Source organism: Marinobacter sp. bablab_jr003, from assembly GCF_016464245.1.
GTDB classification, from domain to species: Bacteria; Pseudomonadota; Gammaproteobacteria; order Pseudomonadales; family Oleiphilaceae; genus Marinobacter; species Marinobacter vinifirmus.
Map to the genome: position 1 here is coordinate 40796 of NZ_JADARC010000097.1, position 25418 is coordinate 66213.

Consider the following 25418-nt stretch of genomic DNA (forward strand, 5'->3'; position numbering starts at 1 on the left):
GCCTTTGCCTTTGCCTTTGCCTGTATCTGAGTTTGTATCTTTCGCTTTGTCTTTAAACTTTCCTATTCCCTCTAGGCCCGTCGGTAGGGGGGTGTGGGGTATTTTTCTGACAGGGAAAAAGATGTCTGAGCGAAGCGAGTTGTTTTTCCCCGAAGAAAAATACCCCACACCCCGCGTACCCGCCCCCACAACCAACAGGCTAGGAACCCAAGCTCAACCCAGCTCAAGGTAGGTCAGTAACAGCCCCCGTAGAAGCCGAACTCACGGTGCGCGCATATTTCGCCAACACGCCCCGGGTAAATCTTGGCTCGGGCGGGGTCCAGGCTTCTTGCCGTTTGGTCATCTCCTCGTCAGAAATCTCCAACAGGATTGAGTTGTTGACCGCATCGATGGTGATGGTATCGCCGTCTTCCACCAGGGCGATCGGGCCGCCTGCCGCAGCTTCCGGGGTAATGTGGCCGACCACGAAACCGTGGCTGCCGCCGGAGAAACGGCCATCGGTGATCAGTGCTACCTCGCTGCCCAAACCCTTACCCATGATGGCGGAGGTGGGGCTGAGCATCTCTCGCATGCCGGGGCCGCCTTTGGGGCCTTCGTAGCGGATCACCAGTACATCGCCGGCCACCACCGTGCCGTCGAGAATGCGCTCCTGGGCTTCTTCTTCAGAATGGAACACCCGCGCGCGGCCGGAGAAGTGGGTGCCTTCCTTGCCGGTGATTTTGGCCACAGAACCTTCCGGCGCGAGGTTACCGAACAGGATGCGTAAATGACTGTCGGCTTTGATCGGGTTTTCAAAGGCCCGGATGATCTGCTGGTCTTCCGGGTAGGGGGTTACGCTCGCGAGGTTTTTAGCCAGGGTTTTGCCAGTTACCGTCATGCAGTCGCCGTGTAACAGTCCCCGCTCCAGCAGCATTTTCATCAACGGCTGAATGCCGCCGATGGCGACCAGCTCAGACATCATGTAGTGACCGGACGGGCGCAGGTCGGCCAGTACCGGCACCTTTTTGCCAATGCGCACGAAATCCTCCAGCGACAGCTCAACGCCGGCAGTACTGGCCATGCCCAGCAAGTGCAGCACCGCATTGGTGGAACCGCCCAGGGTGATCACCACGGTAATCGCATTCTCGAACGCCTCGCGGGTCATGATGTCGGAAGGCTTGATATCTGCCTCCAATAGCTTCAGCACGGCCGCACCGGCAGCCTCACAATCGGCCAGCTTGGTATCAGACACCGCATTCTGAGCCGAACTGCCCGGCAGGCTCATACCCATCGCCTCGATGGCCGACGCCATGGTGTTGGCGGTGTACATGCCGCCGCAGGAGCCCGGCCCCGGAATGGCGGTTTCCTCGATCTGCTTCACCTCAATCAGGTCCATATTGCCGCGGGCATGGGCACCCACCGCTTCGAACACCGAAATGATGTCGGTGTGATTCTCACCGGGCATGATGGTCCCGCCATACACAAACACCGACGGCCGGTTAAGCCGCGCCAGCCCCATCATGCAGCCCGGCATGTTCTTGTCACAGCCACCGATCGCCACCAGCCCGTCAAAACCCTCACAGCCGGCCACCGTCTCAATCGAATCCGCAATCACCTCCCGGGACACCAGGGAATACTTCATGCCCTCGGTACCGTTGGCAATGCCGTCTGAAATCGTGATGGTATTGAAAATCAGACTCTTGCCCCCGGCGGCATCGGCGCCCTTGGCGGCTTCCCGGGCCAGCCCGTCAATGTGCATATTGCACGGCGTCAGATTGCTCCAGGTAGAGGCAATACCCACCTGCGGCTTCCGAAAGTCCTCATCCTGAAACCCCACCGCCCGCAACATCGCGCGACTGGCAGACTTGTTAATACCATCCACCACCGGTGCGGAATAACGACGTCGTTTATCCGTGGTCATAACAAAACCTCCCAATCAAAAGTCGTTAACGAAATCAGCCTCTCACCAGCGAAACCCACAAAGCCCCAAAGTGCAACCCTGTTAAAAAAGCGCCGCAGGCAAAAAGCAGCCTATACCAGAAATGCTCGTCGGTAGGCGTGACAACACAGGTCCAGAAAGTTTTCCCGTGAACCCGCCAATGCCCGTCGGCGCGGTGTGGCTGTTGGATTTTTTGCCGGAAAAAGATGTCTGAGCGAAGCGAGTTGTTTTTCCAAAAAAAATCCAACAGCCACACCGCAAGCCCGCCCCCACAACCGGAAGTCTGGGAGCCCCAGCAGACCCTCAGGCCGAAACGGAACGGACCGAAGCCGCCTGTTCCTGAAGGGCCACATCAACAACCGTATGCAGCTTCTCCAGCTGCGAACGTAACATACCGATAGGCCGGCTACCCGAAAGGGTCAGGGCGATATTTAGGTGGTCATCGGCGGCCTCCATAGACATGCGCGAAATCCGGAAACCCCGAACTCGAACCACCTGGCACAGGCGCTCCAGTGCAGCCGCTTCCTGGTTCATGCGGCAGTTCAACGTGTAGCTTGGCATAGCCGGTTGGGATTGCGAGTTCATGCTACGTTCTCCTTGTTTGCAGTGCTGGTGCGCTTGGTTTCGTCGATCATGTCACGGTTGCTGCCGCCGGGTTTAACAATCGGCCATACGTTTTCTTCACGGCTGATGGCCACGTGCAGCAGCATCGGGCCGTCGTAAGCCAGGATGGTTTCGATGCCCCGGCGAATCTGGTCGGTGCGGTCTATGTGCAGGGCCGGGATGTCGAAGGCGCGGGCCATGGCTACAAAGTCCGGGTTGTCGTCCAGGTTAATGTGGCTTTCCCGGTTGTTGTAGAACAACTCCTGCTGCTGGCGCACCATGCCCAGACACTGGTTGTCGAGGATGATCAGCTTCAGGGGCAGCTCGTACCGGCGGATGGTGGCCAGTTCCTGGGCGTTCATCATGAACGAGCCGTCGCCGGTTACGTTGATCACCGTGCTGTTGCGGTCTGCAAACTGCGCGCCGATGGCCGCCGGCAGTCCGAAACCCATGGTGCCCAGGCCTCCGCTGGTGAGGTGTCGGCGGGGGTGGTCAAACTCGTAATGCTGGGCAACCCACATCTGGTGCTGGCCTACGTCACAGGCGATGACGGTGTCATCCGGGGCGATGCGGGACAGCTGGCGGATGAAGGCCGGGCCGGTGATGGGGGCCATGGGTTCTTCGTTATCCGCGGCCTTGAAACCACCGGTGGTGTGCCAGGTCTGGCATTGTTTCTGCCAGTCGGTGATGGTCAGCGGCTCGCTTTTCAGAGCAGCAGTGAAGGCCGCCAGAATGGTGTTCAGGTCGCCGCGCAGGGCCAGGTCGGCTTCCCGCAGTTTGTTGATCTCGGCGGCATCGGCATCGATGTGGATCATTCTCGCGTTGGGGGCGAAGCCGTCCAGTTTGCCGGTGGCGCGGTCGTCCAGGCGGGCGCCGACTACGAACAGCAGGTCACATTCGTCGACTGCCTTGTTGGCGGCGCGGGAGCCGTGCATGCCTAACATACCCAGGTTATGGGGGGTGTGTTTGCCGGCGTTGCCGATGCCTTTAAGGGTGACAACGCCCGGCAGGCCGGAGGTTTCCGCGAAGGCACGGAAGCTGTGTTCGGCCTGGGCCAGGGAAACGCCGCCGCCACTGTAGAGCAGGGGGCGCCTGGCTGAACGCAGCATGGCGAGGGCTCGGGTGATGTCCGGGCAGTGGGCGTCCGATGCGGGCGCAGTGGCCGGTGCGGCAGTCGCCACTTCCGTCAGCAGGACGTCTTTGGGGATATCAATCCACACCGGCCCCGGGCGGCCGCTTTGGGCCAGCTGGACGGCTTCTTCGATGATCACCGGCAGTGCTTCGGCATCGTCCACCAGGTAGCTGTGCTTAACGATGCCCAGAGTCATGCCCAGAATGTCGGTTTCCTGGAAGGCATCGGTGCCGATCATGCTGGTGGCTACCTGCCCGGTGATTACCAGCATGGGGATGGAATCCATATAGGCATTGGCAACGCCGGTGATCAGGTTCGTAGCACCGGGGCCGGAGGTGGCGATGCACACGCCAATCTCGCCACTGGCACGGGCATAGCCGTCCGCGGCCAGGGCGCAGGCCTGTTCGTGGCGGCACAGCACGTGTTCCACACCGACATCGTCCACCAGGGCATCGTATAGCGGCATGATGCAGCCGCCCGGATAGCCGAAAACGGTGTTGATGTTATGGCGGTGGAACGCTTCAAGAATGTGCTGTGCGCCGTTCATGGTCGTTTTTCCCTTTTTCTTTGCCGCAAAAAAGAAACCCCCGGGACCTTTCGGTGCCGGGGGTTTCTGGTGTTTGAGTCAGGTTGTCGCTATCTCACCCGCTTGTCCACGCAAAAGCCCCCGGACGGTACCACGACCACCAGGACTAGCTTTACAAGGACAATCACTGCGTTGAGATTCATAAAATCGGCAATCTGCTCTGAATTCGTAAAAACAATATGTGTAGAATCTAACCCACGTTTAAAACCGGTTGCAACCCTTTATTGCCTCAAATACGGAAGTGATGAGCGTTTCATGACAAAAGCAAAACTCGGATCCCTCGGTTTATCCCTGCTGGTCATTATTCTCCTGGTTATCTGGATGGCTACCGGTGAGCTCAAAGTAGCCAGTGATGATGCCCCGGCCGACCCCGAGCAGGAGCAGCGCCAGCCCACCCGGGTAGAGGTGGAAACGCTGGAAGCCACCAACTATCAGCCGGTACTGAAACTGCAGGGCCAGCTGCAGCCCTGGCAGTCGGTGATGGTAGGTGCCCGGGTGGCCGGAACGGTAGAGCAGTTGCACGTGCAGCTGGGGGACCAGGTAAAAGCCGGGGAGCCGTTGCTGACGTTGTCTACCGATGGCCGGGATGCCGTGGTTGAGCGCTGGAGAGCCAATATTCGCAAGCTGGAAGCCGACCTGGCCGGTGCGCGCCGGTTGCGTTCGAATAACCTGGCTTCCGAAACCGAAGTGTTGCGGTTGCAGAGTGAACTGGCCGCCGCCAGGGCTGAACGCACGGTGGCGGAACTGGCGTTGCAACATCTCAAACCGTCCGCTCCCTTCGACGCAGTAGTGAATCGTCGGGAAGTAGACCCCGGTACATTGGTGCAGGTGGGCACGCCCCTGTTCGAGCTAGTTCAGGTTGATCGCCTGAAAGCCACCGGGCAGATTCCCCAGCAGTCGGTGTCTGCGGTCGAGCCCGGGCAGGCGGTGGAGATCAAATTGCTGGATGGCACCGCCATGGCGGGTGTGGTCAGCTTTGTCGCCAGTGCGGCAGACCCGGAAACCCGCAGCTTTGCGGTGGAAATCCTGGTGGAGAACCCGGATTTGCTGAGAGCGGCTGGCGGCACCGCTACCCTGAACATCCGCTTGCCGGAGCAAAAGGCCCAGTTCATTTCACCGGCCTACCTGACGCTGGACGACGACGGCCGGCCCGGTGTGAAGTACGTCAACGGGCAGGACCGGGTGATGTTCCAGACCGTCAAACTGCTCAACGTAGCCACCGATGGCGCCTGGGTGTCCGGCCTGCCGGATCAGATCCGGCTGATTACCCGGGGTGGCGGGTTTGTGGCCGAGGGTGAGGCCGTGCAGCCGGTCGACCGCTCAGACCAGCGGGGCTGACCACCATGAGAGCACTGATCTCTGCGGCCATGGACCGCAGCCGCACCACGCTGCTGACCTTCCTGTTCCTGCTTCTTGGCGGCATGGCAGCCTACCAGGCGATTCCGAAGGAATCGAATCCGGACGTCACCATTCCCATGATCTATGTGTCCATGACACTGGATGGCATCAGCCCCGAGGATGCGGAGCGCCTGTTAGTGCGCCCCATGGAACAGGAGCTGAGGGCGCTCGAAGGCATCAAGGAAATGCGCAGTACCTCCGCCGAAGGCCATGCCTCGGTGATGCTGGAATTTGACGCCGGTTTCGACCCGGATAAAGCCCTGCAGGATGTGCGCGAAAAAGTGGACACCGCCCGCTCCAAGCTGCCGCAGGAGGCAGACGAGCCGCGGGTGCATGAAATCAACGTGTCCCTGTTTCCGGTGCTCTCCATCGGCTTGTCCGGACCCTTGTCTGAACGGGAGCTAATCACCATTGCCCGCCGCCTGCAGGATGCCATTGAAGCCATTCCCGATGTACTGGAAGTGGAAATAGGCGGCGACCGGGAAGACCTGCTGGAAATCGTGGTGGATGCCCAGGTGCTGGAAAGCTACGGCATTGATTTCGACCAGCTGGCGCAACTGGTTACCCGCAACAATCAGCTGGTGGCGGCCGGCTCGCTGGATACCGGCAATGGCCGCATGGCCCTGAAAGTACCCGGGGTCATCGAGAACATTGAAGATGTGATGTCCATGCCCGTGAAGGTGGATGGCGATACCGTGGTGACTTTCGGCGACATTGCCATGCTGCAGCGTACCTTCAAAGACCCCACCGGCTTTGCCCGGATTAACGGCGAGCCGGCGTTGGTGCTGGAGGTGTCCAAGCGCTCCGGGGCCAACATCATCGAAACCATCGAGCAGATTCGCACCCTGATTGATGACGCCCGCCCGCGGCTGCCGGAGACGCTGGAAATCCGCTACATCATGGATCAGTCCGAGGAAGTGCGGGACATCCTCTCGGACCTGCTCAACAACGTACTGACCGCCATTGTGCTGGTGATTATCGTGGTCATCGCCGCCATGGGCCCCCGTTCGGCACTGCTGGTCGGCCTGACCATTCCCGGTGCCTTCCTGACCGGCATCCTGGTGATCTGGGGCATGGGCCTCACCCTCAACATTGTCGTGCTGTTCAGCCTGATCCTGGTGGCCGGCATGCTGGTAGACGGCGCCATTGTGGTGTCGGAACTGGCGGATCGAAACCTGAGTGATGGTCAGACGGTCAAGCAAGCCTGGGTAGAAGCCGCATCCCGCATGGCCTGGCCGGTGATTGCTTCCACCGCCACCACCCTGGCGGTGTTTGTGCCGCTGTTGTTCTGGCCCGGGGTGGTGGGGGAGTTCATGAAATTCCTGCCCATGACAGTGCTGATCTGCCTGATTGCGTCCCTGGCTATGGCACTGGTGTTTCTGCCGGTGCTTGGGGGCGTTAGTGGTGGCAAGCGGTCGCACCATGATCCGGAAGAAAGCCGGTTTGTTCAGGGCTACCGCAAGGCGCTGGCAACCCTGCTCAAACGCCCGGGGCTGACCCTGCTTGGTTCCCTGGTGCTGATAATCCTGATCTATGCCGCCTACGGCCGCTTCAATCACGGTGTGGAATTCTTTCCCAGTGTTGAACCGGATTCTGCCCAGGTTCAGGTGCGTGCCCGGGGCGACCTTTCCATCCGGGAGCGGGATGCCATTGTGCGTGAGGTAGAACAACGCCTGCAGAATATGCCGGAGGTGAAAGCGCTGTATGCCCGCTCCATGCTGTCGACCAGTACCCAGATGGCACCGGATGTTATCGGTGTGCTGCAGTTCCAGTTCAATGACTGGTTCACCCGCCGGACTGCCACCGAGATCCTGGAGGATTTCCGTGAACGTACCGCAGACATTCCCGGGGTAGAGCTGGAATTCCGCAAACAGGAAGGCGGCCCCGCTGAGGGCAAGCCGGTGGAGTTATTGGTCAGCAGCATGAACAGCGGCGACCTGGACGGCTATGTGGACCAGATACAACAGCAAATGCGCGCCCAGGGTGGCTTTGTCGACATTGAAGACGACCGCAGCCTGCCCGGCATTGAGTGGCGCCTGAAGGTAGACCGGGAGGCCGCCGCCCGCTTTGGTACCGATGTGTTGAGTATTGGCAGCGCCGTGCGCCTGGTAACCAACGGCCTGATACTGGCTACCTACCGGCCTGAAGACGTACGGGACGAAGTGGACATTGCCGTGCGGGTGCCCAACAACTGGCGTGAGCTGGAGCAGCTGCAACGCCAGACCATCAACACGCCGAGGGGCCAGGTGGCGCTGTCCGAATTTGTGACCCTGGAGCCGGGCGACAAGACCGGAACCATTGTGCGGGTAGACGGCCAGCGTACCGTTACCATCAAATCCGATGTAGCCCCCGGGCAGCGGATGGATGAACTGCTGCGCACTTTGCAGGCAGAGATGCCGGAGCCGCCGGAAGGCGTCACCGTGCGCTTTGCCGGTGAAAACGAAGACCAGCAACAGGCCGCAAACTTCCTGGTGGCAGCCTTCCTGGTGGCGGTGGGGCTGATGTTGCTGATCCTGGTAACCCAGTTCAACTCCCTGTACCAGACCTTCCTGATTCTGTCGGCCATTGTGCTGTCCACCGCCGGCGTGTTGCTGGGGCTGCTGTTTAACGGCCAGCCCTTTGGCGTGGTGATGGTGGGCATGGGCATTATTGCCCTGGCCGGCATTGTGGTGAACAACAACATCATTCTGATCGATACCTACAACCAGATGAAACAGGAAGGCAAGGCCGCCTATGACGCGGCGCTGGAAACCGGTTGTCTGCGTTTCCGGCCGGTGTTACTCACCGCGATTACCACCATACTGGGGCTGATGCCCATGGTGCTGGGCATTAACGTAGATCTTTTGTCTCCGTCACTGGGGTTGGGCGCACCCTCTACCCAATGGTGGACCCAGCTGTCCAGCGCCATCGCCGGTGGCCTGGCCTTTGCCACCTTCCTGACCCTGCTGCTGACACCGGCCTTGCTGGTACTGGGTGACAAGGCCGGTGAACGGTTCCGGGCGCTGACTGGCCGGAGGCAGTGATGGATTACCAGAGCAATCCGCTGACGGAAATCTACCGGGACCCGTGGCTGCTGGCGGTGCACAAACCCGCCGGCCTGCTGGTACACCGCAGCCCGATCGACAAGCATGAAACCGAGTTTGCCCTGCAGTACGCCCGGGCCCTGAACGGCGGCGAGCACGTGTACCCGGTGCACCGGCTGGACCGGCCCACCTCCGGCGTGTTGCTGTTTGCCAGGAACCCGGACACCGCCAGGACAGTCGGCCAGGCCATGATGGCGGGTGAGGTGAGCAAAACCTACCTGGCGGTAGTTCGGGGCTGGACGCCGGAATCCGGCACCATTGATCACCCGCTGAAGGACGAGCCGGAAGACCGGCGTTTGCGCGGAACCGAGCAGCCGGTAAGGGAAGCGCTTACGCATTATCGCCGGCTGGCGACCACCGAAATCCCGGTGGAAATTGAAGGTTATCCCACCAGCCGCTACAGCCTGGTGGAGCTGTATCCGAAAACCGGGCGCAAACACCAGTTGCGGCGCCATATGAAGCACATTAACCATCCTATCATTGGCGATGCCAACCACGGCCGCGGCCGGCATAACCGGTATTTTGCCGAGCGCTTCGGGCAGGGGAGGTTGATGCTGGCAGCGACAGAGTTGGTGTTAACGCATCCGGTAACCGGCGAGGAGCTGGCTCTGAAAGCTCCGCCGGAGCAGAGTTTCATGGATGTTCTGTCCATCTTTCCGTCGCCGGGTGCCGGCTAAACGCCCCTGCCTGTCACTCTTTGATGTGATTTGTGTATCTTTTTATATCGTTTTGCTTCGATTGGTTGGGATCGGCGGAAACAATGAACGCTTTGGTGCATACTCAAAAATAAGCTTATAACCGAATAAAAAAGCTCTTTATTGAGGGGTCCTGTGCCCAGATTCTGTTTTGTCCTTGCGTTCATCACCGGCCTGCTGCTGCCTGCGTTGGTCCAGGCGGAGACCGCCGTTTGGAACGAGCAGTCCGAGCGGCTGGAGTTGTCCCGGTTCGTGGATTACCGTGTTGAATCCAGCCCTATCTCGTTTTCCCAGGTGCAGGCGTTGCCGGAGTCGGATTGGCAACAGAACGGCAGTGACAGTGTCAGTCTCGGTTACGGTAGTGATGTTTACTGGTTTCGGGTTAGTGTTCGGAATGCCCGGGCGGCTGAAGCCCTGACCTTCCTGGAAATCAGCTATCCGGTGCTTGATCGTATCGAGCTGTATCGTTCGTCTGGTGCCAGCCCGCCACAGCCACTTGTTCTGGGCGACAAACAACCTTTCCACGAGCGCCCCATTCACCATCGGAATTTTGTGGTGCCCATCGCCATAGCGCCGGATACCACGGAAACCCTTTACCTGAGAGTTGAAACTACCAGCTCCATGCAGGTGCCCCTGACCCTCTGGGACCAGGAGGCCTTCTACGCGGCAGAGCAGTCCCGCAGCATGTTCGAAGGGGTCTATTACGGCATTGTCCTGGTGATGATCCTGTACAACCTGTTTGTGTACATGGCGGTCCGGGAGCGCAGTTTTCTCTATTACGTGGGCTACATAAGCAGCATGCCGTTGTTCCTTGCAAGCCTGCACGGGGTGGCGTTCCAGTACCTGTGGCCGGAGGCCACCTGGTGGAACGACCAGTCCATCATCGTGTTCCTGAACCTGGTGGTGTTGTTTGGCGGGGTGTTCAGCATTCGCTTTATCAGCGTGACCCGGCAAAACCATCCTTACCTGAACCGCTGGACCATGGCCATGGTTATGACCGCCGGCCTGCTGGCGCTGGCCGGGTTGTTTTTGCCTTACGAGCGCATGATACTGCCTACCATCCTGGCGGCCTTTGTGGGGTGTTCCACCATGCTGATGCTCAGTGTGGTGCGCTGGATAAAGCGCGATCCAGCCGCGCGTTATTACACCGTGGCCTGGGTGTTTATGCTGTTCGGCGGCATTGTTCTGGCGCTCAGTAAATTCACCGTACTGCCCCGTAACCTGATCACTGAAAACGCCACCCAGGTGGGTTCGGCCCTGGGGGTTATCCTGCTGTCTGTTGCGCTGGCTGACCGCATCAACCGGGAAAAGAAACGGGCCTTCGCCGCTCAGCAGCGCCTGCTGGCCGAGGAGCGAAAAGCCCGCATGGCCCAGGAAGACTCATTGCGCGTCCAGCAGGAAGCCAACACCATGCTGGAACAGCGGGTACAGGAGCGCACCCATGACCTTGAGGCCGTTAACCTGAAGTTGCTGGAGCTGAACGCCAGGGATCCGCTGACCGGCCTGAAGAACCGTGGCCACTTTGATGAAGTCTTCCAGCAGGATGTGGTGCGGGCTTATCGTTTCCAGCAGCCGTTGTCTCTGCTGGTGGTGGATATCGACCACTTCAAGTCTTTCAACGACACCTACGGCCACCTGGTGGGGGACGACTGCCTGCGGATGGTCGCCGAGTGCATTGGCCGGCACATTACCCGTCCCCAGGATATGGCGGCCCGCTACGGTGGGGAAGAGTTTGTGGTGCTGCTGCCGGATACGCCGGAGGCAGGCTCGCTCCGGGTGGCCGAGCGCATACGGAATGAAATCGAATCAACCGGGTTCCGGGTGTCTGGCGAAGTTCTGCGGGTAACGGTCAGCATTGGTGTATGCAGTGCCACGCCAGCGCGGGCCGACGCCACCAAGGAAATCTTTACCTGCGCGGATGATGCTCTGTACCAGGCCAAGAATCTGGGCCGGAACCGTGTGGCTTCAGACCCGCACAAGTGTCAGAGCATTTCGGCAACTGCGTTGTCGTAGGCTGTTGCAGAGAACCGCGTAATCTGTGGCCAGGGCTGCTCTGCTTCAAGCAGGTAGGCAAGTTCAAGCAGGGTGCGTTCATCCCCGTGGCGGGCCATGAACTGTACCGAAACCGGCAGGTTGTGTTCGGTCAGTGTCATGGGTACCGAGATCGCCGGGGCGCCGGTGGCGTTGGCCAGCGGGGTGAAGTTTACATAGCTGTTCAGCCGCTCGAACAGCAGGTCAAACGGCACCGTGGGGCTCAGATGGCCCAGCGGTGGGGTGGTCTGGCCCAGCACCGGTGTCAGTACCGCATCGTAGTTGGTCATGTGCCGGGCGTAGTCGTTCCATGAACGCTTCAGGCGCCAGATAACCGCAGGCAGGCGCCAGAAATGCTTCCGGAACATGGCATCCAGGCCATTGGTGAGGCCATCGGTTTTACGCTTGTCGAAATCCGGGTGCATCAGCTTGTGGCCCCGGGCTTTTACGCCGAAAGCCAGCATGGCCCAGTACAAGGCAAAGTCCTGTGGGAAGGATTTATTGATGGGTACCGCCATGGGTTCGACCACATGCCCAAGCTTTTCCAGCAGGCGGGCGGTGTTCTCCACCGTGCTTCGGGTAACCGGGTCCGTCGGGTGGCCATTCACTGAATCCAGCACCAGGCCAATGCGCAGTTGCCGGCCGGAGGGCCCGTGCACATGGCCGATTTGCTGCAACTTGCGATTGCGGAAGTAGTCTTCGGCATGGCCCAGGAAACCTGCGGTGTCCCGAACCGAGCGGGTAACCACGCCATCACTGACGATGTTGACCGGAAGATCCCTGGCGGCATCGTTATCCACCACCCGGCCCCGGGTGGGTTTCAAACCGACCAGTCCACAACAGGCCGCCGGGATGCGAATGGAGCCGCCGCCATCGTTGGCGTGGGCCACCGGTACCACCCCGGCTGCCACCAGCGCCGCAGCGCCACCGGAAGATGCGCCGGAGGAATAGGCCGGATTCCATGGGTTGCGGGTAGGCTCGGCGTGGGCCGGCTCTGTGGTGGCGTTAAAGCCGAACTCCGGCAGGGTGCTTTTGCCCAGGTTCAGGTAACCCTGGGCCAGCATCTGCCGGGCGAAGGCGCCGGTGGCTCTGGCAACATTGGCGGGCACCGCTGCGGTGCCATGGCCGGTGGGTAGGCCGGCGACATCGGTGTTGTCTTTGATAAACATGGGCACGCCGGCGAAGGGGGCGTCCGGGTCGGGCAGGCTGGCGGCCTGCTTCAGGGCCTGCTCGTAGTTCTCTGCCACCACACCGTTCAGAACGGGCTGTGCCAGCCTTGCCCTTTGTACCGCTGCCCGGGCTACGTCTTCCGCTGAAACTTCGCCGCTGCGGATGCGGGCGGCAAGCTCCGTGGCATCGGACTCGCCCATAGCATCATCGCGAAAACAGTGGAAAGGGGAAGAAGACGTGTGGGGCATGGTTCACTCCGGGCTTGTTGTTTGCCCTGAACCATACCGCACCTTCAAATGTGACGATATGTCATTTCGGGTATTAGCCGTTCCGGCTGCGGGCCGCCTTGACCACATCATAGGCGTGGCTGATCTCCCGGGTACGCTCTTCGGCCATTTCCCGCATGCTTTCCGGCATGCCCCGGCCGGCCAGTTTGTCCGGATGGTTTTCGCTCATCAGCTTCCGGTAGGCCCGTTTCAGTTCGGCGTCAGACACCGAGGGTGACACCCCCAGCACCTTGTAGGCATCGTCCAGCTGCTGGCTGGTGGAATAGTTGGACGCACCGCCCGCCTGGCCGGCATGGGCGCCCCGCAACATGGCTTCCAGCTGGTCTACCTGGCTTTCCGGCAAGCCCAGTTTGCGGGCAATGTGTACCAGCATTTCGTGTTCGGCCGGGTGCACCACGCCATCGGCGGCCACGGCAGAAACCTGAACCTGCAGAAACATCTGCAGGAAGGCGGGCTGCCGGCCGGTGCTGCGCAGGAACCGGTCCAGCTCGGCATCCAGGTCGAAATCCTCCGACTTGCCCCGGTTAAAGGCTTCCTTTGCCACGGCTCTCTGGGCTTCGTTGAGACGGAACCGGGCGAACATGGTCTCGGCCATGCGGATTTCATCCCGGGTGACCACGCCATCGGCCTTGCACAGGGCGCCCATCACCGCGAACATGGATTCGATAAAGCCGGACTGAAGGTTCTGAAGCTTGCCGATCAGGCGCTTTTTCATGCGCTGGAACAGGAAGGCACCGATGGCAGCCCCCACCAGAAATCCCGGAAAACGGCCAAAGGCATAACCGATCAGGCCACCAAAGATAATTGCAAACAGCATTCAGAGTTCCTTCGCTAGTAAATCAGTCCGTAGAATATACGGGTTTTTGGTCAAGGCTTCATGAACAGGCTTTCATCCACGGTGTCGACCTGGTCGGCATGCAGGTGCTGTTCGGCATAGTTACGCCAGACGCCGGAGCTTACAAACAGCCGGAAAACCTCGCCATCCAGGTGCCCGTTTTCAACCATGCCGGCCATAATGGTCAGGGATTCCGACAGGGTTTTACCCCGCTTGTAGGGACGATCCGAGGCGGTCAGGGCTTCGAACACATCGGCAACGGCCATGATTTTTTCCGGAACGCCCATGTCATCGCCGGTCAGGCGGCAGGGGTAGCCGTTGCCGTCAGTCCGCTCATGGTGGGTGCCCGCCAGTCGCGGTACCCTGGCCAGGCGGTCGGGCAGGGGCAGGGCATCGAGCATGCAGATGGTTTGCACAATGTGCTCGTTGATCTTGAAGCGCTCTTCCTCGGTCAGGGTGCCGTAACGCACCGTCAGGTTATGCAGTTCGCCCTGGTTATAGGCGTATTCCGGCAACGACATATCGAAGCCCCAGCGGTTTTCCGGGTCATCTTTGCGCACCGGTGGCACATGCTCACCCCAGGCTCTCAGGTGGCCGGGTTTGTCGGCCAGCAGTGTTTCGGTGGCAGGCAGCGGGGGCTCCGGATGGCCTTTCAGGGCCTGTTGCTCTTCCTCTGACAGCCCCAGCCGGTCACTGAAATGGCGGGTCCAGGTTTGCCCGGCAATGGCGTGGATGCGTTCGATGTCAGCATCCTCCATGCTCTCGCTGCCCTGATTAACGGCGGCCAGAAAGCGGAAGTCCTCCTGCAGGCGGGTTTGGACGTCGGCTTTGTCTTGCCGCGCTTGGTCCGGATCCCCACCGGCCAGGATGGCCTTCAGGCAGGTGATTTCGGCATCCCGGTGCAGCACTTCAAACCGGGTGCGGATTTCATGGATGCGGTTGTAGATGGTCTCCAGTTTCACTGCTTTGTCGACTACGTATTCCGGGCTGGTGATCTTGCCGCAATCGTGCAGCCAGGCCGCCAGGTGGAATTCGTAGCGCTCGTCTTCCGTCATGCCGAAGCTGGCGAAGGCGCCTTCGGAACTCTGCTCCGCCTGTTCAACCAGCATCTGCGCCAGTTTGGGAACCCGCTCGCAATGGCCGCCAGTGTAGGGTGACTTGGCATCAATGGCGTTTGCTACCAGCCGGATAATGCCGTCCAGCAGGGCCTGCTGGCTTTCGATCAGTTCCCGGGTTTCGATGGCAACCGCGGCAGAGCCGGCAATCTCATCAACAAAGGTAATCAGGTCATCACTCAGGTTGGTTTGATCACCGTTTTCGATCTCGATAACCAGCACACCGATCAGTTTCCTGCGGCGGTTCCTGAGTACCGCAAACACCGGGTGCCCGGCAATGTATCGGCGAAGCTCCTGAATAACGTCGTAGTCGCTGGCGTCCGGGGCGACCGGGTTTACAGCCTGTGGCAACTCCAGCCCCCGGTTAACAGACAGTTCCAGTTTTTGCACGCGACTGTTGAACAGATACACCGCACCCCGTTCCTGCCCGACGATGCTCACAAGCTGTTCGAGGATGTCGTTTAGCAACTGTTTGAGATCCTGGCCCCGGTTCAGCACGGTCGAGATACTCTGGAAGCTTCGAATGGTGTGGGCCATATCGTCCAGCGCGATGCTCAGCTCGGAGGCTTCGCGAATGTGGGAGGTCGACCGCATCGGCGTATCAAACCGGAACCTGGACAGCCGGCTGACCTGCCCGGTCAGCAGTTCAATAGGTTTACCGACCTGCCTGCCCAGTACCCAGCCTGCCAGCAGTAACAGCAGGGCGATGGCCCCGGCGATCAGGGTTTGCCGGGTGAGGGCGGCCCAGACATCGGCCAGTAACTCGTTGGAGGGTATGGCGACAACAATGGACAATTCCTCGCCGGGCAGAGACTCAAGGGGTTCACTGATGCCGTACCAGCTTCGCCCGTCGCGGGTGAACTGGCTGATGCCGCTATGGCTTTCCGGTTGCAGGGCCTGGAGTACTACCTCGCCTGGCTCACTATCCTGTGACGAGCCGGCCAGCAGCTGGCCCGAGGCGTTCAGGATGGCAATGCGGCTGCCGGGGGTTTGCTTCAGCTCCGCCAGCTGGGCACCAAGGTCGGTGACCGTGACATCAATGCCCAGAACGGTTCCTGCCTTTTCGCTGGCACGCTGCGACAGGGTGATGCCGGTTTCCTGGGTGGTAAAAAACACATAGGGCGCAGATAACGTCAGGGCGCCTGATTCCCGGGCGGCCTGGTACCAGGGCCTTTCGCGCGGATCAAAGTTGTAACTGGCCAGGTCCCTTTGCTCAAGCAGATTCAGGTTGTGGTCATAGAAATGCCAGCGGCCTTGGTGATCGTTGCCGGTGCGAACCAGGCTTTGCAGCAGGTAATGACTGTTGGCCGGTGCATCCGGAAACTGCCTGGCGCTCGAATTCTGCAATTTCCGGAACAGGAAAAAGTCGCCGTTTTCATAGCCCGCGTATACGGCACTGACAATCTCGCTGCTGGCCAGGATGTCGGCCACAACCGGCAGGCGGTCCAGGCGTTGTTCCAGGGTATCGGCTTCGGTGAGTGGGTCGTGCCGGAGCACCGCAAGGGCGGTGGACGGGGGTTGGGTAATGGCCTGAATCCGGTCATCCACACTGATCGCCAGCTGCCGGGCGGTGGCCGTGGCTGCGGTGACCTTGGCTTGTTCCATGCCACGGAAACTCTGGCCCACCAGAACGATGGTCAGAATCAACATGCCCAGGGTAACTGCGGAGGCAATCAAAAAAGCCAGTGAAACCTGGGCGAGTTGACGGTGTTGCTGCATGGAGAGCCCTTGAAGGAAATGGAAGCCTACCGTCAGTTTAGACGCTTGCGCTGAAAATTCAGGCAGTTAGTTATTGAATCCACGCCACCAGCAAGCCGGCCCCCAGTGACAGCACCATGGGCCCGGCCACCAGCAGTCCGGTCTGCCGGTTGCCGATGCTCCAGGCAATACCGGACTTCACCAGGTTGTTCACCGCCGCTGCGATCACGATGCCCAGCACAGCGGTGTCCATCGCCAGTCCGTTGTTGGACATACGGGTGAGCGATAGGGTAATCGCATCCACGTCTGCCACGCCGGAGGTGGCCGCCAGCGCGAAGATGCCGGCATCGCCAAACGCATTTTTCAGGAATTCCCCCAGCAGCAGGATAGCGGTCAGCAGCAACCCGAACACCAGTGCGGAAGACAGATCCAGCGGGTTCTGGGACAAGCTGGGCTGGCTGACCTGCAGCTGTTTGGAGTTTTTCTGCCAGATGTACAACGCCGGGCCGTAGAGCAGGATAGTCATAACCAGCACCGGCCAGACCAGGCTGGGCAGCAGGGCAGTGTTGATCACCAGGCAGTACACCAGGATGCGGGGGAACATGGTGCCGCAGGCAATCAGGATGCCGGCGGCAAACTGGGGGCTGAAGCCTTCGTTACTTCGGGACTGGCGGGCAAAGTGCAGGGTCAGGGCGGTGGACGAACTGAGGCCGGCAAACAGGCTGGTGAACAGAATGCCCTTGCGGGCGCCGGCGACCCGGATGGCGAAGTAGCCGACGAAGGAGATGGATGCAATCATCACCACCATCCACCAGATTTCCCGAGGGTTCAGCACACCGCCCGGGCCCATGCGCTCGTTGGGCAGCAGGGGCAGCATCACCACGGAGATCAAGAGCAGTTTAAGGGCCGCGTCCAGTTCATGGGCCTGGAGCTTCTGCACCCAGCCGTGAATTTCTTGCTTGTTGTCCAGGATAATGGCGGTGACCACCGCCGCTGCCGTGGCAATCACCGGGTCGACCGCGACCGCCACCGCACCAAAACAGAAGGTCAGCAGCATGCCCACCAGCCCGGTGATGCTGAAATTGCGAATGTGTTCGAGCCGCTCGCTGTAAGCCACCAGCCCCATGGCCACCACGCTGAGTAGCAGCACCGGGAATGCCCAAACTGTAATCTCCGAGGCCAGCACTGCCGAGATGCCACCGAGCAGCCCCACCAGCGAGAAGGTGCGGATACCGGCGATTCGCTCCCCGGACTTCTGCTCCCGGGCATCCCAGCCCCGCTCCAGGCCAACAATCGCGCCCAGCAACAGGGCCACGGCCAGGTTAATGGTGGTCTGGTTAGAGGCAATAAACTGGCTGGCTACGTCATCCACAGGCCGCGTGTCCCTGAAAAAATAGATTTGCCTTGCATTCTAGGCAATTACCGGTGGCCAGGTCACCCTTTAGCCGGTTAGCAACATCGCGCTGCCATACTTTTCAGGCGGTTTCTGGTAACCTGCGCGGCCCCGATATGACCTCCCAATAAGTTAAAGCGATATTTCCTGCCATGATAAATGCACTCAAGCAAAACTGGTTCTCGAACATTCGTGGCGACCTGCTCGCCGGTATTGTGGTGGCGCTGGCGTTGATCCCGGAGGCCATCGCGTTCTCCATCATTGCGGGCGTAGACCCGAAAGTCGGCCTGTATGCCTCTTTCTGTATTGCCGTAATCATTGCCTTTGTTGGCGGCCGGCCGGGGATGATCTCTGCGGCTACCGGCGCCATGGCGTTGTTGATGGTTACGCTGGTGAAAGAGCACGGCCTGCAGTACCTGCTGGCGGCTACCCTGCTGACTGGTGTCATCCAGATTGCAGCCGGCTACCTTAAATTAGGCGGGTTGATGCGCTTTGTGTCGCGCTCGGTGGTTACCGGTTTTGTGAACGCGCTGGCTATCCTGATCTTCATGGCCCAGCTGCCGGAACTGACCAACGTAACCTGGCAAGTCTATGCCATGACGGCTGCGGGCCTTGGCATTATCTACCTGTTCCCGCTGGTGCCTGTGGTCGGCAAGCTGATCCCTTCTCCGCTGGTGTGTATTGTGGGTTTGACGGCCGTGGCGATGATTGTCGGGCTGGACATCCGCACCGTCGGAGATATGGGTGAGCTGCCGGATACCCTGCCAATTTTCCTGTGGCCGGATGTGCCCCTGACCCTGGAAACCCTGATGATCATCCTGCCGTACTCCCTCGGCCTGGCCGTCGTGGGCCTGCTGGAATCGCTGATGACCGCCACCATCGTGGATGACCTGACCGACACCACCAGTGACCGAAACCGCGAGTGTAAAGGCCAGGGGATTGCCAATATCGGTTCCGGCTTGTTGGGTGGCATGGCCGGTTGCGCCATGATCGGCCAGTCCATTATTAACGTGAAATCCGGCGGCCGTACCCGGCTCTCGACGCTGACAGCCGGCGTGTTCCTGCTGATTCTGGTGCTGGTTCTGGACAAGTGGCTGGTACAGATTCCCATGGCCGCCCTGGTGGCGGTGATGATTATGGTATCCATCGGTACCTTCAGCTGGGATTCCATTCGCAATCTTCGGGAGCATCCCCTGTCCACCAACATTGTCATGCTGGTGACGGTGATTGTGGTGGTGGCCACCCACAACCTGGCATTCGGCGTGCTGGCCGGTGTTTTGCTGGCAGCCCTGTTCTTCGCCAACAAGGTGGGCCATTACATGCTGGTGACCTCCGAACTGGACGAGCAAACCGACACCCGTCGCTACACGGTTGTAGGCCAGGTATTCTTCAGTTCTTCGGAAAAGTTGCTCGAATCCTTTGACTTCAAGGAAGCGGTGGATAATGTTGTGATAGACCTGAGCCGCGCACACTTCTGGGATATTACTGCCGTAGGTGCGCTGGACAAGGCGGTCATCAAGTTCCGCCGTGAGGGTGCAGACGTTGAGGTAATCGGCCTGAACGAAGCCAGTGCCACCATCGTTGACCGTTTCGGGGTGCATGACAAGCCCGAAGCCGTTGACCAGCTGATGGGAGGGCACTGACCATGAATCAGAAAGGCGAGGCGAACATGTTACGAGTAGTGGCCTGTATCGACGGTTCCCGGGCAGCCCCCGCGGTGTGTGATTACGCCGCCTGGGCCAGCCGGCACATGGAAACACCGCTGATGTTGCTGCACGTTCTGGATGAAGAGCGCTACCCCGCGGAACCGGACCTGGCTGGCAGCATCGGGCTGGGTAGCCGGGAACACTTGCTGGACGAGCTGGCAGACCTTGACCGGAAACGCTCCAAACTGGCCCTGGAGCACGGCCACCACATGCTGGATGAAGCCGAAGCCCGGGTACAGAAGGCCGGCATTGCCGAAGTGGTAAAGCGCCAGCGCCATGATAATCTGACCGATTCCCTGCTGGCCCTGGAGAAAGAAACCCGCTTGTTCGTGATGGGCCTGCACGGTGAAAGCAGCTCCGACCGGGATATTCACATCGGCAGCCAGCTGGAAACCGTGATCCGCAGTGTTCACCGCCCGATTTTGCTGGTGCCCGACGAGTTCACCCAGCCGAAGAGCGCCATGTTGGCCTTTGATGGCAGCGAAACCGCCTTCAAAGGCGTGGAAATGGTGGCCGCCAGCCCGGTTCTGAAAGACATGCCCCTGCACCTGGTGATGGTAGGGGCAGATACGGCAGACCGTTGGGAACAGCTACGGAAGGCCGAGAAAATGCTGGCAGGCCTGGATGTGGAGATCACGCTCGCCATCCGCGCCGGCGATGTGGAGCCCACGCTCCATGCCTATCAGGACGAGCACGACATCGACATGCTGGTCATGGGCGCTTATGGCCATTCCCGCATTCGCCAGTTCCTGGTGGGCAGCACCACAACCACCATGCTGAAAACCGCGAAGAAGCCCCTGGTTATCCTTCGCTAAGGAGCCCAGCCTATGCCCGGTCAGCGATTACTTTCGCTTGTCGCCAGCCTCTGCGCCTTGCTGATGCTGGCCGGGTGTTCCACTGCCCTGAAACCGGTCGTGCATGACCCGGATTTCCGGCTATCCTCGGTGAAGGATTCCTTCATAACGGACCAGCGCCGGATGCACCTTGCCCCAGACTCCCCGAACACCGGCTTTCAGCTGCTGGACAGTGGCCGTGATGCCTTCCTGGTGCGGGCTGCGCTGATCGAAACCGCCGACCAGTTTATTGATGCCCAGTATTACATCTGGAATAACGATGCCACCGGGCGCTACCTGGCCGGCCGGCTGGTAGCCGCTGCAGACCGTGGCGTTCAGGTACGCCTGCTGCTGGACGACATTAACGTGGCTGGCAAGGAGCCGCTGTTTGCCGCCATGGCAACACACCCCAACATCCGGGTGCGTATCTTCAACCCGGCCCGTTCCCGCAGCGGGGTGGGGCGTTGGTTGTCGCTGATTACCGACTTCGACCGCATCAACCGGCGCATGCACAACAAAACCTTTGTGGTGGACGGCCAGGTGGGCATCGCCGGCGGGCGTAACATTGGTGACGAATATTTTGACGAACATCCCAGCCTGAATTTCCGGGACCGGGATGTGATGGTTCTGGGGCCGCTTGCCGAAGACATGACCGCCAACTTCGAGGCCTATTGGAATAATCAGTGGGCCTATCCGCTGGCTACCCTCTATGACCTGCCTGACAACCTCGCTGGCCGCGATGCGCTGTCACAACTGCTCAGGGAAACGGCGGCTGATTCAGGCATCCGGGCCGTTCCCCACCAGGAACAGGACGCGGCGGAAACCTATCTGAGGGGCTGGTTTGCCGGTATGGTGCAGGCCCCTGGCGAACTGGTGTTTGACCCGCCACCGCAAGATCCCCAGGTTCCGGCGGATTCCCCCCAGAACACCGCCAGGGCCTTGTACGGACTGGTTCAGGCAGCGCAATCCGAAATCCTGATTGAATCCGCTTACCTGATCCTGGCAGACAACCAGCTCGACAACCTTGGTGCGCCGGATAACCAGTCGCTGAAAGTGGCGGCGTTAACCAATTCCCTGGCAACCAACGACCTGGTGACCAACCACTCCGGCTATGCCCGCTGGCGCCGGGAAATGCTGGAGCAGGGCATTGAACTTTACGAACTGCGCCCGGATGCGCCGGCCTGCCAGCACTGGGTTGCCAGCCGCGCGGCCTGCGAACAGGGCGCTGTCAGCCTGCATTCCAAGGCGGTGGTGTTTGACCGGGAAACCCTGTTCATCGGCTCGTTCAACGTCAACCTGCGCTCGATCTACCTGAATGGCGAAACTGTGCTGATTATCCATAGCCCGGAACTGGCCACCGCCGTTGTTGAAGACATCCGCTATGCCATGTCGCCGGAAAACAGCTGGCAGGTAACGCTGGACGAGCAGGGCGACCTGGTCTGGCAGTCTAAGGGCGAGCAGGTTGGCCATGAGCCGGGCGTCGGGTTCTGGCGGCGGGCGACGTCGCGCTTCCTGTCCTGGTTACCTATCGAGAAATATCTGTAACCGGCTCAGGCCTCGTTGCCTGCCGCCACGCCGGACGCCCACGCCCATTGAAAGTTATGCCCGCCCAGATGGCCGGTCACATCCACCACCTCGCCGATAAAGAACAAGTTGGGTTGCTCCAGCACGGCCATGGTTTTCGAGGATAACTGCCGGGTATCCAGGCCACCTAACGTTACCTCGGCGGTCCGGTAACCTTCTGTCCCCGCGGGTTTGATGGTCCAGTTGCCCAGGGTGTCGGCAATCTGTTCGATGTCCTGGTTACGGTACTCCTGCAGCGGCCGGCTCCAGCCCTGTAGTTCATTAAAGGCCTGGGCGAAGCGTTTGGGCAGGTGCTGGTTCAGGTACTGCGCCATGGTGGACTGGGGCTTCTGCTTGCGCAGGGCAAACAGGTCGTCCTGGACGGATTGTGCCGGCAGCAGATTGATGTGCAGCTCGTCTCCCGGTTGCCAGTAGCTCGATACCTGCAGCATGGCGGGCCCGCTCAGGCCCCGGTGGGTGACCAGCATGGGCTCACGAAAATGCTGTTTGTGGCAGCTTGCGTCCACCGGGCAACTGACACCGGCCAGAGGCGCCAGCTGTTGCTTGAGGTCCGGGTGCAGGGTGAAAGGTACCAACCCGGCGCGGGTGGGTAATACCGTCAGCCCGAACTGCTTTGCCAGCTCGTAGCCGAAACCGGTCGCGCCCATGGTAGGGATGGACAGGCCGCCGGTGGCAACCACCAGCGATTCGCACTTCAGGGTGCCGGCAGTAGTTTTGACCGTATAGCCGGAACCGGAGGCCTGAACGCCGGAAACGGAGGTGTTCATACGGATTTCTGCGCCGGCCCACTCGCATTCGGCTAACAGCACATTGAGGATGTCTTTCGCGCTGTCCTTGCAGAACAGCTGCCCTGGTGCTTTTTCTTCGTACTCCACCCCGTGGCGGTCCACCAGTTCGACGAAATCCTGCGGGGTATAGCGCTTCAGGGCAGAGATGCAGTAATGGGGATTGTCCGAAAGGAAGTTCGCTGGCGTACTGTTCAGATTGGTGAAGTTACAGCGGCCCCCGCCAGACATCAGGATTTTCTTGCCGGGCTTGTTGGCGTGGTCCAGCACCAGCACCTTTCGCCCGCGATAGCCGGCGGTGGCCGCACACATCAGCCCGGCGGCACCGGCGCCGATGATGATCACGTCATACTGGGATGTGGATACTGCCATTGCCTGTCCGCCGCTGATAGAAAACCGGCGGGCAGTATATCAGCTACGCCCTCAGGTGCACCGGGTCCAGCAACCCTGCCGCAATGGCAATGCCGGTTACATCCGGCAGGCGTTCAGCGCCCAGGCGCTTCATCACGCGGGCCCGGTACAGGTCGATGGTTTTTACGCTGACGTCCAGCTGCTCGGCAATTTCCTTGCTGGTGTAGCCCTGGGCCAGGGGCAGGAAGACGTCTTTTTCCCGGCGGGTAAGGGTGGCGATCAAGGCTTCGGTATCGCCGTTGGCGGCCATCTTGCCGGTGGCGTCGCCAGTGTCCTGCAGGGCCTGCTGCACGCTGTCCAGCAGCAGCTGTTCGTTGAACGGTTTTTCGATGAAATCAAAGGCGCCGGATTTGAATGCGCGCACCACAATGGGCACATCGGCATGGCCGGACACGAAGATGATGGGAATCTCCAGCCCGCGTTTCTGCAGTTCTTCCTGCACGTTCAGGCCGCCGAGCCCGGGCATGCGGATGTCCAGCACCACACAGCCGGGGCGGTTTTCGGCCACATCGTTCAGAAACTGGCGGCCGTCACTGTAGGCCCGCACCTGTAATCCAACCGATTCCAGCAGCCATTGGGTGGACTCGAGCATACCGGCATCGTCGTCTACCACGAACACGGTGTTGGCTTCGGCAGGAGTGCTAGCGGACATCAGGGGATCTCTCCGTATTATTGTTGGCGGCGGTCATTCTAGAGCCCCCGCGGCTGTTGTTGAAGGAAAGGTTGGCCGGAAATCGGCAAATCAGTGACAGGCCGCCGGTGTCTGCGTGAATGGCATCCAGGAAGCCGCCAAAGCCTTCGATGATGGAGCGGCTCATGGACAGCCCCAGGCCCAGGCCCTTGGGCTTGCTGGTGTAGAACGGCTGGAACATCTGGCGAATGCCTTCGTCGTCCAGCCCCGGGCCTTCGTCGGTTACCTGGATCAGGGTTTCCTGCTGGTCGTTGATGCAGGTGCATACGGTAATACGGGACGGTTCCCGGTTCTCGCCCTGGCTGGCAGCTTCCACGTTGGCTTCAATGCCGTTACGAATCAGGTTAATCAACACCTGCTCCAGCAAAATCGGGTCTGCGGTGATCACCGGGGAATTCTCCGCCAGGTTCTCTTGTAGCCTCACGCCGTTCTTTTCACCTTCCCACTGGCACAGGCGCACCACGTCGCTAACCACGGCGTTCAGCTGCACCGGGGCCATCTGTTTCTGGCCCTTGCGCAGGAAGGCCCGCAGGCGCTTGATCACTTCCGAGGCCCGGTTGGCATGGTGCACGATCTTCTGCAGGCCATCCTCTACCTTGGCCAGTTTCTCCGGGCGCTTGTCGGCTTCTTTCAGAAAGCGCTGGCTGGCACTGGCGAAATTCACAATCGACGCCAGCGGCTGGTTCATCTCATGGGCAATGCTCGAGGCCAGTTCGCCCAGGGTGGCCAGCCGGGCGGTGTGGGCCAGCTCCTCGGCCAGCAGGCGGTTCTGTTCTTCCTGCTCGATGCGGGGGGTGATGTCGCGGGACACGCTGATCACTTCCACCACAGCGCCTGTATAGGTTTCCCGGATGGCCCGGCTGGCAATCTCGAACCAGCGGCGGCTGCCGTTGCGGTGCTGGATTTCCAGGGTCAGGGTGGCGTAGCCGTCTTCCTGCAGGCGATTACGGGTGTGAGTCAGTTGTTCCGCCACCTTGTCGTTGCCGAAAACCTCTTCAAGGGATTTGCCCCTGAGCTCTTCCGGCCAGTAGCCCAGCAGCCGCCAGGAGGCCGGTGTGGCGTCGATAAACCGGCCGTCCGGGGCGTGGCGGGAGATCAGGTCTGTGGTGTTCTCGGTAATCAGCCGGTAAAGCCGGCTGGAACGCAGGGCTTCTTCCTGGGTGAGTACATCGGTGGTGGCGTCTCGCCCACGAATCATGACCTGCTGCTTGTCGGAGTCCGGAATGAAAGTCCAGAGGCAGATCTTGTCGGCAAACCGGGATTCCACGTTCTCGATGGCCCGGTCCTGGTTCAGGGCCGAGGCAGCAAGGGCCGGGGCGTTTACCGGCAAGAGTTCCCCGGCCTCGGCCAGGCGCGCGGCTTCCACCAGCTGGCGGGCGGCGGCATTGCAGCTTAAAACCCGGGCATCGGCGCTGGTCACGAGTGTGGGTTGGGGGTCTTTCTCGGGGATTTTCATAGATTATA

17 protein-coding genes are annotated in these 25418 nt (G+C 60.3%); 7 read left to right on the forward strand and 10 right to left on the reverse strand.

Annotated features, from left to right (window positions below; all coding sequences use genetic code 11):
* Positions 1–223 precede the first annotated feature (223 nt).
* The 3 genes from ilvD to ilvG all read right to left on the reverse strand — a co-directional run bounded on the left by ilvD (position 224) and on the right by ilvG (position 4200).
* Positions 224–1900, reverse strand: coding sequence for a dihydroxy-acid dehydratase (ilvD, locus tag H3Z84_RS09050; RefSeq protein WP_199457234.1), 1677 nt, complete (start codon positions 1898–1900; stop codon positions 224–226).
* A gap of 321 nt (positions 1901–2221) precedes the next feature.
* A complete protein-coding gene (locus tag H3Z84_RS09055; protein ID WP_199457235.1) occupies positions 2222–2503 on the reverse strand; it encodes an ACT domain-containing protein in 282 nt (93 codons plus the stop codon).
* Positions 2500–4200 carry an acetolactate synthase 2 catalytic subunit gene (gene ilvG, locus H3Z84_RS09060; RefSeq protein WP_199457236.1) on the reverse strand — a complete coding sequence of 567 codons (1701 nt, stop codon included), beginning with the start codon at positions 4198–4200 and terminating at the stop codon, positions 2500–2502. Before ilvG ends, H3Z84_RS09055 begins: the two co-directional genes overlap by 4 nt.
* A gap of 294 nt (positions 4201–4494) precedes the next feature.
* On the opposite strand from ilvG, the gene H3Z84_RS09065 reads away from it, so the two are divergent.
* The 4 genes from H3Z84_RS09065 to H3Z84_RS09080 all read left to right on the forward strand — a co-directional run bounded on the left by H3Z84_RS09065 (position 4495) and on the right by H3Z84_RS09080 (position 11428).
* Positions 4495–5577 carry an efflux RND transporter periplasmic adaptor subunit gene (locus H3Z84_RS09065; RefSeq protein ID WP_199457237.1) on the forward strand — a complete coding sequence of 361 codons (1083 nt, stop codon included), beginning with the start codon at positions 4495–4497 and terminating at the stop codon, positions 5575–5577.
* Between the two features lie 29 nt (positions 5578–5606).
* Positions 5607–8660, forward strand: a complete 3054-nt coding sequence (locus H3Z84_RS09070) for an efflux RND transporter permease subunit (protein ID WP_416225855.1) — start codon at positions 5607–5609, stop codon at positions 8658–8660.
* Positions 8660–9397 carry a pseudouridine synthase gene (locus H3Z84_RS09075; protein ID WP_199457239.1) on the forward strand — a complete coding sequence of 246 codons (738 nt, stop codon included), beginning with the start codon at positions 8660–8662 and terminating at the stop codon, positions 9395–9397. The genes H3Z84_RS09070 and H3Z84_RS09075 overlap by 1 nt, the downstream gene beginning before the upstream one ends.
* Before the next feature lie 153 nt (positions 9398–9550).
* Positions 9551–11428, forward strand: a complete 1878-nt coding sequence (locus tag H3Z84_RS09080) for a 7TM diverse intracellular signaling domain-containing protein (RefSeq protein WP_199457240.1) — start codon at positions 9551–9553, stop codon at positions 11426–11428.
* Here the strand turns inward: H3Z84_RS09080 and H3Z84_RS09085 are convergent.
* The 4 genes from H3Z84_RS09085 to H3Z84_RS09100 all read right to left on the reverse strand — a co-directional run bounded on the left by H3Z84_RS09085 (position 11398) and on the right by H3Z84_RS09100 (position 17923).
* Complete coding sequence (locus tag H3Z84_RS09085; protein WP_199457241.1) at positions 11398–12864, reverse strand: amidase; 1467 nt, start codon at positions 12862–12864, stop codon at positions 11398–11400. The two genes, H3Z84_RS09080 and H3Z84_RS09085, sit on opposite strands and share 31 nt — an antisense overlap.
* 73 nt (positions 12865–12937) lie before the next feature.
* Complete coding sequence (gene djlA, locus H3Z84_RS09090) at positions 12938–13720, reverse strand: co-chaperone DjlA (protein WP_022989418.1); 783 nt, start codon at positions 13718–13720, stop codon at positions 12938–12940.
* A 50-nt stretch (positions 13721–13770) separates the two neighbouring features.
* On the reverse strand, positions 13771–16572 hold the full coding sequence (locus tag H3Z84_RS09095; RefSeq protein WP_199457242.1) for an HD domain-containing phosphohydrolase: 2802 nt from the start codon (positions 16570–16572) through the stop codon (positions 13771–13773).
* A 70-nt stretch (positions 16573–16642) separates the two neighbouring features.
* A complete protein-coding gene (locus H3Z84_RS09100; protein ID WP_022989416.1) occupies positions 16643–17923 on the reverse strand; it encodes an MgtC/SapB family protein in 1281 nt (426 codons plus the stop codon).
* A gap of 173 nt (positions 17924–18096) precedes the next feature.
* On the opposite strand from H3Z84_RS09100, the gene H3Z84_RS09105 reads away from it, so the two are divergent.
* Genes H3Z84_RS09105 through H3Z84_RS09115 form a run of 3 tightly spaced genes read left to right on the forward strand, consistent with a single transcriptional unit; the run spans position 18097 to position 22028 of the window.
* Positions 18097–19587 carry a SulP family inorganic anion transporter gene (locus H3Z84_RS09105; protein ID WP_199457243.1) on the forward strand — a complete coding sequence of 497 codons (1491 nt, stop codon included), beginning with the start codon at positions 18097–18099 and terminating at the stop codon, positions 19585–19587.
* A gap of 2 nt (positions 19588–19589) precedes the next feature.
* Positions 19590–20465 (forward strand): universal stress protein, encoded by an 876-nt coding sequence (locus tag H3Z84_RS09110; RefSeq protein ID WP_022989414.1) that lies wholly within the window; start codon positions 19590–19592, stop codon positions 20463–20465.
* 12 nt (positions 20466–20477) lie between these two features.
* A complete protein-coding gene (locus H3Z84_RS09115) occupies positions 20478–22028 on the forward strand; it encodes a phospholipase D family protein (protein WP_199457244.1) in 1551 nt (516 codons plus the stop codon).
* Positions 22029–22033: 5 nt separating this feature from the next.
* Here H3Z84_RS09115 and H3Z84_RS09120 read toward each other — a convergent pair whose 3' ends face one another.
* From H3Z84_RS09120 to H3Z84_RS09130, 3 genes are read right to left on the reverse strand one after another with little or no spacing between them, the layout of a single operon-like run.
* Positions 22034–23224, reverse strand: coding sequence for an NAD(P)/FAD-dependent oxidoreductase (locus H3Z84_RS09120; protein WP_199457245.1), 1191 nt, complete (start codon positions 23222–23224; stop codon positions 22034–22036).
* Between the two features lie 43 nt (positions 23225–23267).
* Positions 23268–23915, reverse strand: coding sequence for a response regulator transcription factor (locus H3Z84_RS09125; RefSeq protein WP_199457246.1), 648 nt, complete (start codon positions 23913–23915; stop codon positions 23268–23270).
* The gene (locus tag H3Z84_RS09130; protein ID WP_199457247.1) at positions 23905–25410 is read right to left on the reverse strand and encodes a sensor histidine kinase; all 1506 of its coding nucleotides are present in this window, start codon (positions 25408–25410) and stop codon (positions 23905–23907) included. The genes H3Z84_RS09125 and H3Z84_RS09130 overlap by 11 nt, the downstream gene beginning before the upstream one ends.
* Positions 25411–25418 lie beyond the last annotated feature (8 nt).

Bases quoted from the DNA above. Each gene is read 5' to 3' on its own strand.
- djlA (WP_022989418.1), bottom strand. From the start codon at position 13,720: ATGCTGTTTGCAATTATCTTTGGTGGCCTGATCGGTTATGCCTTTGGC.
- ilvG (WP_199457236.1), bottom strand. From the start codon at position 4,200: ATGAACGGCGCACAGCACATTCTTGAAGCGTTCCACCGCCATAACATC.
- H3Z84_RS09095 (WP_199457242.1), bottom strand. From the start codon at position 16,572: ATGCAGCAACACCGTCAACTCGCCCAGGTTTCACTGGCTTTTTTGATT.
- H3Z84_RS09130 (WP_199457247.1), bottom strand. From the start codon at position 25,410: ATGAAAATCCCCGAGAAAGACCCCCAACCCACACTCGTGACCAGCGCC.
- H3Z84_RS09070 (WP_416225855.1), top strand. From the start codon at position 5,607: ATGGACCGCAGCCGCACCACGCTGCTGACCTTCCTGTTCCTGCTTCTT.
- H3Z84_RS09075 (WP_199457239.1), top strand. From the start codon at position 8,660: ATGGATTACCAGAGCAATCCGCTGACGGAAATCTACCGGGACCCGTGG.
- H3Z84_RS09085 (WP_199457241.1), bottom strand. From the start codon at position 12,864: ATGCCCCACACGTCTTCTTCCCCTTTCCACTGTTTTCGCGATGATGCT.
- H3Z84_RS09055 (WP_199457235.1), bottom strand. From the start codon at position 2,503: ATGAACTCGCAATCCCAACCGGCTATGCCAAGCTACACGTTGAACTGC.
- H3Z84_RS09120 (WP_199457245.1), bottom strand. From the start codon at position 23,224: ATGGCAGTATCCACATCCCAGTATGACGTGATCATCATCGGCGCCGGT.
- H3Z84_RS09115 (WP_199457244.1), top strand. From the start codon at position 20,478: ATGCCCGGTCAGCGATTACTTTCGCTTGTCGCCAGCCTCTGCGCCTTG.
- H3Z84_RS09065 (WP_199457237.1), top strand. From the start codon at position 4,495: ATGACAAAAGCAAAACTCGGATCCCTCGGTTTATCCCTGCTGGTCATT.
- H3Z84_RS09105 (WP_199457243.1), top strand. From the start codon at position 18,097: ATGATAAATGCACTCAAGCAAAACTGGTTCTCGAACATTCGTGGCGAC.
- H3Z84_RS09110 (WP_022989414.1), top strand. From the start codon at position 19,590: ATGAATCAGAAAGGCGAGGCGAACATGTTACGAGTAGTGGCCTGTATC.
- ilvD (WP_199457234.1), bottom strand. From the start codon at position 1,900: ATGACCACGGATAAACGACGTCGTTATTCCGCACCGGTGGTGGATGGT.
- H3Z84_RS09125 (WP_199457246.1), bottom strand. From the start codon at position 23,915: ATGTCCGCTAGCACTCCTGCCGAAGCCAACACCGTGTTCGTGGTAGAC.